Origin of the sequence: Pseudodesulfovibrio karagichevae (assembly GCF_041414475.1) — a bacterium.
Classification (GTDB): Bacteria; Desulfobacterota; Desulfovibrionia; order Desulfovibrionales; family Desulfovibrionaceae; genus Pseudodesulfovibrio; species Pseudodesulfovibrio karagichevae.
Map to the genome: position 1 here is coordinate 18,483 of NZ_JBGLYH010000051.1, position 9,879 is coordinate 28,361.

Annotated in this window: 8 protein-coding genes; 5 read left to right on the forward strand and 3 right to left on the reverse strand. The window is 67.0% G+C overall.

The features are described from left to right. Nucleotides 1–56: 56 nt before the first annotated feature. A complete protein-coding gene (locus tag AB6M95_RS15125) occupies nucleotides 57–485 on the reverse strand; it encodes a MarR family winged helix-turn-helix transcriptional regulator (protein WP_371387583.1) in 429 nt (142 codons plus the stop codon). Nucleotides 486–543: 58 nt separating this feature from the next. On the opposite strand from AB6M95_RS15125, the gene AB6M95_RS15130 reads away from it, so the two are divergent. After that, nucleotides 544–1,029, forward strand: coding sequence for a GNAT family N-acetyltransferase (locus tag AB6M95_RS15130; RefSeq protein WP_371387584.1), 486 nt, complete (start codon nucleotides 544–546; stop codon nucleotides 1,027–1,029). Here the strand turns inward: AB6M95_RS15130 and recQ are convergent. Continuing rightward, nucleotides 1,026–3,242 (reverse strand): DNA helicase RecQ, encoded by a 2,217-nt coding sequence (gene recQ, locus AB6M95_RS15135; protein ID WP_371387585.1) that lies wholly within the window; start codon nucleotides 3,240–3,242, stop codon nucleotides 1,026–1,028. The two genes, AB6M95_RS15130 and recQ, sit on opposite strands and share 4 nt — an antisense overlap. 117 nt (nucleotides 3,243–3,359) lie before the next feature. On the opposite strand from recQ, the gene AB6M95_RS15140 reads away from it, so the two are divergent. Next, complete coding sequence (locus AB6M95_RS15140; protein WP_371387586.1) at nucleotides 3,360–5,183, forward strand: PocR ligand-binding domain-containing protein; 1,824 nt, start codon at nucleotides 3,360–3,362, stop codon at nucleotides 5,181–5,183. A 145-nt stretch (nucleotides 5,184–5,328) separates the two neighbouring features. Beyond that, nucleotides 5,329–6,750, forward strand: a complete 1,422-nt coding sequence (locus tag AB6M95_RS15145) for an MFS transporter (protein WP_371387587.1) — start codon at nucleotides 5,329–5,331, stop codon at nucleotides 6,748–6,750. A 49-nt stretch (nucleotides 6,751–6,799) separates the two neighbouring features. On the opposite strand, the gene AB6M95_RS15150 is transcribed toward AB6M95_RS15145, so the two are convergent. Further along, nucleotides 6,800–7,216 carry a hypothetical protein gene (locus tag AB6M95_RS15150; protein WP_371387588.1) on the reverse strand — a complete coding sequence of 139 codons (417 nt, stop codon included), beginning with the start codon at nucleotides 7,214–7,216 and terminating at the stop codon, nucleotides 6,800–6,802. Nucleotides 7,217–7,509: 293 nt separating this feature from the next. Between AB6M95_RS15150 and AB6M95_RS15155 the strand changes: the two genes are divergently transcribed. Both AB6M95_RS15155 and gltA read left to right on the forward strand, forming a co-directional pair. Beyond that, nucleotides 7,510–8,358, forward strand: coding sequence for a sulfide/dihydroorotate dehydrogenase-like FAD/NAD-binding protein (locus AB6M95_RS15155; protein ID WP_371387589.1), 849 nt, complete (start codon nucleotides 7,510–7,512; stop codon nucleotides 8,356–8,358). After that, nucleotides 8,348–9,763 carry an NADPH-dependent glutamate synthase gene (gene gltA / locus AB6M95_RS15160; RefSeq protein ID WP_371387590.1) on the forward strand — a complete coding sequence of 472 codons (1,416 nt, stop codon included), beginning with the start codon at nucleotides 8,348–8,350 and terminating at the stop codon, nucleotides 9,761–9,763. Before AB6M95_RS15155 ends, gltA begins: the two co-directional genes overlap by 11 nt. Nucleotides 9,764–9,879 lie beyond the last annotated feature (116 nt).

Consider the following 9,879-nt stretch of genomic DNA (forward strand, 5'->3'; position numbering starts at 1 on the left):
AATGTAGTCCCAATATGGACACTTGAGGCCGCTTTGGCAAGGGGTGGGGGGTATATTTACCGGGACAGGACGGACTCGATGGCGGCCATGGCGTCGAGCAGCCGTTTGCGCTCGGCCGGTGCGAGAGCGGCCAGGGCGCGGTCCGCCTGCTCGGCGGCGGCCCGGTGCAGCCCGGCCATGAGCGCGTCGCCGGGCTGAGCCAGGCGCAGCTCCTTGACCCGGCCGTCTTCGGCCGAGGCCCGCTCCTCCACCCAGCCCTGGCGGACGAATCGTTTCACCATGCGGCTGACGTAGCCCTTGTCCAGGCCGAGCCGGTCCCTGAGGTCGCGGGCGGACGCGCCGGGGCAGCGGTCCAGCTCGAACAGGACGCGCGCCTCGCTCAGGTTCACCGGGCTCTCGTACAGGTGGTTGCCGAGCAGGCCGAGGTAGTTGGTGTAGAATCGGTTGAAATGCCGGAAACGGTCGATTTCGGTGGAGTTGGTCATGGAATCATCCTCGAATATTTAGTTGACAAAGTCAACCTTTTTGCCCCATGGTCCGGCCATGGAACCCATTATCATTCATACATACAGGCCCGGCGTCGAGGAGCGCGTGGTCCGGCTGCACGCCGAATACTACGCGGCGCATTGGAATTTCGACGCCCGGTTCGAGGCTCAGGTGGCGCGGGAACTGGCCGAGTTCACGGCCGAATTCGACGCGGATCGGGACGGATTCTGGTGGGCGGAGGCGGAAGGCGCGTTCGCCGGGGCCGTGGCCGTGGACGGCACCCGGTACGGCGACAGCGCGCGGCTGCGCTGGTTCATCGTGGACGAGGCCATGCAGGGGCGCGGCGTGGGCGCGCGCCTTCTCGGGCGGGCTCTGGAATTCTGCCGCGAACGGGCCTTCGCGTCGGTCCACCTGTGGACCTTCGCCGGACTGCACGCGGCGAGGAAGCTCTACGAGCGCAACGGGTTCGTGCTGACGGAGGAGGCTGCGGGCGACGGCTGGGGCCCGGTCGTCACCGAGCAGAAGTTCGAGCTGGCGCGCTAGGCCCGGTTCAGGCCCGCGGCCACCAGGCGGATCAGGTCGTAGGGGTACGCCCCGCCAAGCGCCTCGAAGACCGGGGTCATGGCGGTCACGCCCTTGGCGCGGTACTCGCCCAGGGCCGCCTCGATTCGCTCGCGCTCCTCGTCCGGCAGGTTGGCCACACGGCAGTAGTCGATCTTTCCCATGTTCACGGCCAGGATGAGGTGCCGCCAGATGGACGAGGGCTTGAGCCCGCGCGCCTCGGACACGGCGTCCACGTCGCCGAGTTCCAGGAAGAGGTCCAGGGTGGACTGGGCCGTGGCCGTGAAGTCCGGCTTTTCGCTCGCCTCCCGTTTCTTGGCCTCGCGCACCTCTTCGGGAATCTCCGGAATAGTGTCGGGGCGGCCGTGCTCCTCCTCGTGGGCCCGGAGGCTCTCCAGGAAGGTCTCGCCGAAACGTTCCAGCTTGCTCGCGCCCACCCCGCTCATGCAGGCGAACTCCTCCATGTCGCGCGGCCGGAAGCGCACGAACTCGAGCAGGGTCTTGTCCGCGAAGATGGCGTAGGGCGGCACGGACTGGGTCTCGGCCAGGGACAGGCGCAGGTCGCGCAGTCGCTCGAACAGCGCCTCGGCCTCCCAGTTGGTCAGGATGTCCTCGGCCAGGACCGGGGCGCGGCGTTTCTTCTTTTTGTCCCGCTTGGGCAGGGCCGGGTCCTTGCGCAGGCGCACCGGCCTCTCGCCCTTGAGTATGGGCCAGGAGCGCTCGTTCAGGGTCAGGGCGTTGAACCGCTCCAGGTCCACCGAGCACAACCCGGCGGCCAGCAGCTGGCGGTAGACCGACTTCCATTCGTCCTGGGTCATGTCCGCGCCGATGCCGTAGGTGGACACCCGGTCGTGGTTGAAGCGGACGATCTGGTCGGTGCTCGCGCCGGTCAGGACCCCGGCCAGGTGGTTGACCCCGAAGCGCTGCTCGGTGCGGAAGATGTTGGACAACGCCTTTTGGGCGATGACCGAGCCGTCGTAGGTGTCCACCGGGCTCAGGCAATTGTCGCAGTTGCCGCACGGCTCGATGTGCTCGCCGAAATAGCCCAGCAGGGCCTGGCGGCGGCAGGACGCGGTCTCCAGGAAGGCGAAGAGCGAGCCGAGCTTGGCGTGCTCGATGCGCTTGCGCGTATCAACGGCTTCGCCCGAGTCGATCATGGAGCGCAGGATGGCGATGTCCTGCATGCCGTAGCACATCCAGGCCGAGGCGGGCAGGCCGTCGCGACCGGCGCGGCCCGTCTCCTGGTGGTAGGCCTCCAGGGACTTGGGCGGCTCCAGGTGGCAGACGAAGCGCACGTTGGGCTTGTCCACGCCCATGCCGAAGGCCACGGTGGCGACCATGATCACCCCCTCCTCGCGCATGAACCGTTCCTGGTTGTTGAACCGCTCGGCCGAGGACAGCCCGGCGTGGTAGGGCAGGGCGTTGTACCCGTTCTTCCGCAGAAATTCGGCGGTCTGTTCGACCTTCTTGCGGCTCAGCCGGTAGACGATGCCCGCGTCCCCCGGATGGTTCTCCTCGATGAACCGTTTCAGCATGCGCGTGGGGTTCTTCTTGGGCACCACCGTGTAGGTGATGTTCGGCCGGTCGAACCCGGTGGCGAAAACCCGCGCGTTTTCCAACTGCAGATTCTTGACGATGTCCGCCTGGGTGGGCTTGTCCGCCGTGGCGGTCAGGGCCAGGCGCGGCACGTCCGGGAAGCGCTCCTTGATGACCGACAGCTGGGTGTACTCCGGCCGGAAGTCGTGGCCCCACTGGGATACGCAGTGGGCCTCGTCGATGGCGAACAGGGCCGGGTTGCAGCGGGCGAGCATGTCCAGGAAGCCCGGGCGGCAGAGGCGTTCCGGGGCCACGTAGAGCAGGTCGAGCTGGCCGCACAGGGCCATCTGCTCGATGTCGTAGGCCGTGTTCGGGTCCAGGGCGGAATTGAGGCAGGCGGCGCGCACGCCCATCTGGGTCAGCCCCTGGACCTGGTCCTGCATGAGCGCGATGAGCGGGGAGACGCAGACGCCCACGCCGGGCCGCAGGATGGCCGGGATCTGGTAGCACAGGGACTTGCCCCCGCCCGTGGGCATGAGCACCAGCGAATCCCCGCCCTGCATGACGTGGTCGATGATCGATTCCTGGAGCCCGATGAACTCGGGATAGCCGAAGACCGAGGAGAGGATTTCGCGCGGTGTTGCGCCTGATGCGGACATGGGAAGCCAGCCTAGGGCAAAGGGGGTGGGATGGCAATGGCCTTGATGTTCTCCCTATTTGACTTGTGGGTCGATTTGATGGACAAAATATATGGATACTCCAAGAGGGGGGATGTTTTGGACAAGGAAGAACTTGAGCGCAAAGTGGCGGACCTGCGCCGTGAGCTGAACCTGGCCGAGAAGGAACTGTCGGCCCTTGACGGCGGCTCGTCCCCTTCCCATGAGGTCGGGTTCCTCGACCTGTTCGACCTGGACGAGATCCAGGCCATCCAGGACGCCTTTTCCACGGCCACCGGCGTGGCCTCCCTCATCACCACGCCCGACGGCGTGCCCATCACCAAACCGAGCAATTTCACCAGGCTGTGCGAGGATATCATCCGCAAGACCGAAAAGGGGCGGTGCAACTGCAGGCGGTCCGACACCCTGCTCGGACGGTTCAACCCGAGGGGCGCGACCATCCAGCCGTGTCTGAGCAGCGGCCTGTGGGACGGGGGGGCGTCCATCTCCGTGGACGGCCGCCATATCGCGAGCTGGTTCGTCGGCCAGGTGCGCAACGAACACGTGGACAAGGAGAGGACCCTTGCCTATGCCCGCGAGATAGGGGCCAACGAGGTGGACTTCGTCCGCGCCTTCGAGGAGGTTCCGGTCATGTCCCTGGGCCGCTTCAGGGAGGTGGGCCGGGCCCTCTTTCTGCTGGCCAACCAGATGTCCTGGATCGCCTACCAGAATTTCATGCTGGGCGACCACATCCGGGAGATCCAGGCCGCGCAAAAGGAAGTCCTGACCCTGCGCAGATATCTGTCCAACATCATCGACTCCATGCCCTCGCTGCTGGTCGGCGTGGACGTCGAGGGGCGCATCACCCACTGGAACATGCGCGCCGCGGCGGCCACCGGGTACGAGCAGGGCGAGGTGGAGGGGCGGCTGCTGGCCGACGTCCTGCCCGACCTGGGCATGGAGCTGAGCCGGGTCTCCGCGGCCATCGCCAGGGGGGCCCCGGCCATCCACGAGCGGGTGCCCGCCGACGTGGACGGGGAGCGCCGCTACCGCGACGTCTCGATCTATCCGCTGGTGGCCAACGGGGTTCATGGCGCGGTGGTCCGGGTGGACGACATCACCGAAAAGGTGCGCATCGAGGAGATGATGATCCAGTCCGAGAAGATGGTTTCGGTGGGCGGGCTGGCCGCGGGCATGGCCCACGAGATCAACAACCCCCTGGCGGCCATCCTGGGCAACGCCCGGCTCCTGCGCAAGCGCCTCCTGGAGGAGAGCCCCCGCAACCGCCGGACGGCCGAGGAGTGCGGCGCGAACCTGGACCGGGTCATGGACTACGTGCGCGCCCGGGGCGTGGACGCCATGCTCGACGCGGTCATCGAATCCGGCGAGCGGGCGGGCCGGGTGGTCACCAACATGCTCGGCTTCTCGCGCAAGACGGACGGCACGGCGGGTGACGAGGACGTGAGCCTGATCCTGGACAAGGCCGTGGAGCTGGTCCGCAGCGGCCACGACCTGGAGCACAGCTACAATTTCAAGGACATCGCCTTCGACCGCGAATACGGGGAGGGGCCGTTCCCGGTCCGCTGCGACGCCAGCAGGCTGGAGCAGGTCTTCTTCAACATCCTGAACAACGGGGCCCAGGCCATGACCTTCGCCATGAAGGAGACCGGCCGCGAGCCGCGCTTCGTCCTGCGCTGCGGGCGCACGGACGGGACCTTCCGGGTGGAGATCGAGGACAACGGGCCGGGCATGCCCGAAGAGGTCCGCCGCCGGGTCTTCGAGCCGTTCTTCACCACCAAGGCGGTGGGCGTGGGCACCGGGCTGGGCATGTCCGTGTCCTACTTCATCGTCACCGAGCACCTGGGCGGGACCATGCGGGTGGAATCCCGGCCGGGCCGGGGCGCGACCTTCATCATCGCGCTGCCCGCCTCCGGGGCCGAGTAGTCCCGGGAGCGGGAAACCCGCACCCCGCATCTTGCCTCCGGCCGGGGGGGTGTTTATTCTCTATGGCGTCGGCAGCGCGCCGGGCTTTGATCCCCGCGCCGCCCTTTCCGTCCACCACCCTGCAACCTCTGGATATTCCGCGAACATGTTCCAATTCGCCCATGACGATCGGACCACCGGCCTGTACACCATAACCGTCTCCCAGTTCGCCCTGGTCTTCATGCTCTCGGCCGTGGCCGTGGCCGTGCCCGCCCTGGGCCGGGAGTTCGGGGCCAGCGCCTCCCAGCTCGGGCTGGTCGAGTCGGGCTACATCTCGGCCGTGGCCATGCTCCTCTTTCCGGTCACCCGGCTGTCCGACAAGATCGGGCGCGGGGCGACGTTCTCCGCGGGCATGGCCCTGTTCACGGTCATGAGCGTGATCCTGCCGGTCTGCCACAGCATCAACCAGTTCATCGTCCTGCGCGTGTTCCAGGGCGGCGGGGGCGCCATGATGGTCTCCACCGGCCTGGCCATCATCGCGGACCTCTACCCCGGCGCGGGCCGGGCCCGGGCCATGGGCATCGCCTCGGCCGGGGTCTACCTCGGCCTGTCCGTGGGGCCGTGGCTCGGCGGGCTCATCGTCACCCACTTCGGCTGGCGCTGGATCTTCTACGGCGGGGCCCTGCCCTGCGCCGTGGGCTTTCTGCTGACCCTGAAGACCCTGCCGGTCAAGCCGGTGGTGGCCAAGGGCGTGCGCTTCGACTTCGGCGGGGCCCTGTTCATCGCGCTGGGCATGATCCTGCTCTCCCAGGGCGGCTCGCACCTGGACGGCACGGGCGGGGTCGTCATGCTCGCCTGCGGCGTCTTCTTCCTGCTCTGTTTCGTCTTCTGGGAGGGGCGGGCCAAGGCCCCGCTGCTGAGCCTGGCCCTGTTCAGCGGCAACCCGGCCTTTTCCCTGGGCTCGGCCGCCCAGTTCATCAGCTACGCGGCCATCTACGGGATCACCTTCCTGCTCTCCCTGTACCTCCAGGTGGCCCAGGGCATGACCGCCAGCGAGGCCGGGTTCATTCTCATGGTGCAGCCGGTCATGCAGGTCATCTTCTCGGTCGTCAGCGGCAAGTGGTGCGAGCGCTGGTCGCCGCACCTGGTGGCCACGGCGGGCATGGGCGTGGCCACCGTGGGGTTGGGCGCGGCCATCTTCCTGGGCGCGGCCCCGTCCCTGCTGTTCACGGCCGTGATCCTGGCCCTGTGCGGCGCGGGCTCGGCCATGTTCGCCACGGCCAACATGGCGGTCATCATGGGCGCGGTGAACCGCGAGAACTACGGCGTGGCCTCGGCCGTGGTCGCGGCCATGCGGACCACGGGCATGACCGTCTCCCTGGTCTTCATCAGCGGCGTGTTCGCGGTCATCATCGGCCCTGTGGCCCTGACGCACGACAACGCGGGGCTGTTCATCAAGGCCATGAACCTGGCCTTCATCGCCCTGACCGTGTTCAGCGCGCTCGGCGTGCTCATGTCCGCCAAGGGGCGGCTGGAGACGCGCAGGGAGTCGGCCGGGGGCAAGGGCGGCCCGGATGCCGAAGATTAGGCGATATTCCACGAAAAAGGCCGCCCCGAAAAGGGCGGCCTCGTTGTTTCTAGACCACGCCGGCCAGCATGTTGCCGGGCGGCGGCAGGATCTGGGCCTGGGCCCTGGCGTAGGCGGCCAGGGCGGACTTGATCCGTCCGGGGGAGGGGGTGTCGCGGTCCGCGCGAGCGGTCTCCCGCTGGCGGTAGGCCGCGCCGTCCGCGCCGACCTCGGCGCGCAGGTCCTCCACCTCGGCCTCGGCCTTGAAGGCGCGGGCCTTGCGGGTCTCCTCGCGCACGGAGCGGGACAGGGAGGGATCGAGAACCGTGGTCTCCTCGCGGTAGTCCACGCCGAACTTACCCAGGCGAAAGCCGAACGACGTGGTCGTCGTCCTGGCCTGGGGTTGCACCGTCTTCCGTTCCACCCGGCGCTCGGCCAGGGAGTCGGTCTTGCGGTACTGTTCGGCAGCCTGCGAGGGTATCCTCATGCTCGTCTCCCATGTCCGGCCTTTTTTTGCGACAAAAAAAGGCCGTGGCATTGCATAAGGCAGCCCGGCCGTCCCTGTGACCCATGTCACGCTCTATCCTGAGGGACCCGTGGTTTTCCGTCTCCCGTCCGTGGGAGTTGGCAAATCCAACATCGATCAGTCAGCCTATACTATACTCACTGGATGCGATTTTGACAACCCCGGCCGTTTGGCGCTACTAGCAGAAACCCTGCCGCTGAATAATTTTCGGAACCCCCGCAGGGATGGGGTTTTCCAACAACGAGAGAGAATACATGGGTTACAAGATTCTGAGAAAAGAGGAACTGATCCCGGGGCAGACCACCATGATGGTCATCGATGCGCCCCAGATCGCCCAAAAGGCCAAGCCCGGCAATTTCGTCATGCTGCGCGTCGGTCGCCACGGCGAGCGGATCCCCTTGACCATCGCGGACTGCGACAAGGAAAACGGAACCATCACCATAGTTTATCTTGTTGTGGGCAAGACGACGGCGGCGATGGACGAGCTGAAGGAGGGCGGCGAATTCAAGGATGTGTGCGGTCCGCTCGGCAAGCCCACGCACATCGAGAAGTCCGGCACCGTGGTCTGCGTGGGCGGCGGCACCGGCATCGCGGCCATGCACCACATCGCCAAGGGCCACGTGGAGGCCGGCAACCGGGTCATCGCCATCATCGGGGCGCGGTCCAAGAACCTGCTCCTGTTCTGCTCCGAACTTTCTTCGTTCTGTCCCGAAGTGCGCATCGCCACCGACGACGGCTCCGAAGGGCACAAGGGGTTTGTCACCGAAGTTCTCAAGGACATCCTGGAGACCGAGGACGACGTGTCCGAAGTGGTCGCCATCGGCCCGGTGCCCATGATGGAGGCGGTCTGCCGCGTGACCAAACCCTTCGGCACCAAGACCACAGTCTCGCTCAACTCCATCATGGTCGACGGCATCGGCATGTGCGGCGCGTGCCGCTGCACCGTGGGCGGCAAGACCCTGTTCGCCTGCGTGGACGGACCCGAGTTCGACGGCCACAAGGTCGATTTCGCCGAACTCAAGACCCGGCTGTGGCAGTTCAAGCAGCAGGAAGAGGAATCCATGGAATTGTTCAGCAAGGAGTGCCGCTGCAATGGCCGATAAGAAGACGAATAAAATTCGCACCCGCACCCCCATGCCTCACCAGGACCCCAAGGTCCGGGCCGGGAATTTCCAGGAGGTGGCCCTGGGCTACTCCCGCGAGCAGGCACTGGTGGAGGCCGAGCGGTGTCTGCAATGCAAGAAGCCCACGTGCCAGGACGGCTGCCCGGTGAACATCGACATCCGCTGGTTCATCGCCTGCCTGGTGGACGACGACCTCGAAGGGGCCTTCAACGCCATCCGCAGGACCAACTCCCTGCCCGCCGTCTGCGGCCGGGTCTGCCCCCAGGAAACCCAGTGCGAGGGCAGCTGCATCCTGGGCAAGAAACACGAGCCCGTGGCCATCGGGCGGCTGGAACGCTACGTGGCCGACACCTACGCCGCCAGGAGCGCCTGCGAGGAGGTCACCGACCTGGCCGCCTGCGCCCTGGAGCGCGGGGACCTCAGGGTGGCCTGCATCGGCTCCGGCCCGTCGTCCCTGACCGTGGCGGGCTACCTGGCCGGACGCGGCATCAAGGTGGACGTGTTCGAGGCCCTGCACGAGCCGGGCGGGGTGCTCGTCTACGGCATCCCCGAGTTCCGCCTGCCCAAGTCCGTGGTCGCCCGCGAACTGGACGGCCTGCGCAAGCTCGGCGTGACCTTCCGCACCAACTGGGTCGGCGGCAAGACCATCACCATTAAGGACATGCTCGACCAGGGCTACAACGCCGTGTTCGTCGGCGTGGGCGCGGGCCTGCCGCGCTTCCTGAACGTGCCGGGCGAGAACCTGGTCGGCGTGTTCTCGGCCAACGAGTACCTGACCCGCGTCAACCTCGGCCGGGCCTACGAATTCCCGACCTACGACACCCCAGCCTACGGGGCCCGGCGCGTGGCCGTCATCGGCGCGGGCAACGTGGCCATGGACGCGGCGCGCACCGCCCTGCGCATGGGCGCGGAAGAGGTGTCCATCGTCTACCGCCGCTCCGAGGACGAAATGCCCGCCCGCCGCGAGGAGATCGAACACGCCGTGGAGGAGGGCATCAAGATCCGCTGCCTGTGCGGCCCGCTGTCCTTCCACGGCGACGACAAGGGCCGGCTCGAGGCGCTGACCGTCCAGAAGATGGAGCTCGGCGAACCCGACGAGTCCGGCCGTTGCGCGCCCGTCTGCCTGGAGGGCGAGACCGAACGGATTCCCTGCGACATGGCCATCATCGCCGTGGGCACCCGGCCCAACCCCATCCTGCTCGAGGCCACCCCGGACCTCGAACTGAACAAGTGGGGCTACGTCGAGGCCGACCCCGAGACCGGCGAGACCTCCATCCCCAACGTCTTCGCGGGCGGCGACATCGTCACCGGCGCGGCCACCGTCATCTCCGCCATGGGCGCAGGCCGACGCGCCGCCAAGGAAATCGCCAAGCGCCTCCTGTAGCGCTGGTTCCTTTCACGAGTGCAAAAGCCCTCCGCGCGGTATGCGGGGGGCTTTTTTTTGCCTCCGGCGGCCGGGGGAAGGGGAGGGAAAACCCTTTGAAAAGGGTTTTTCCTCCC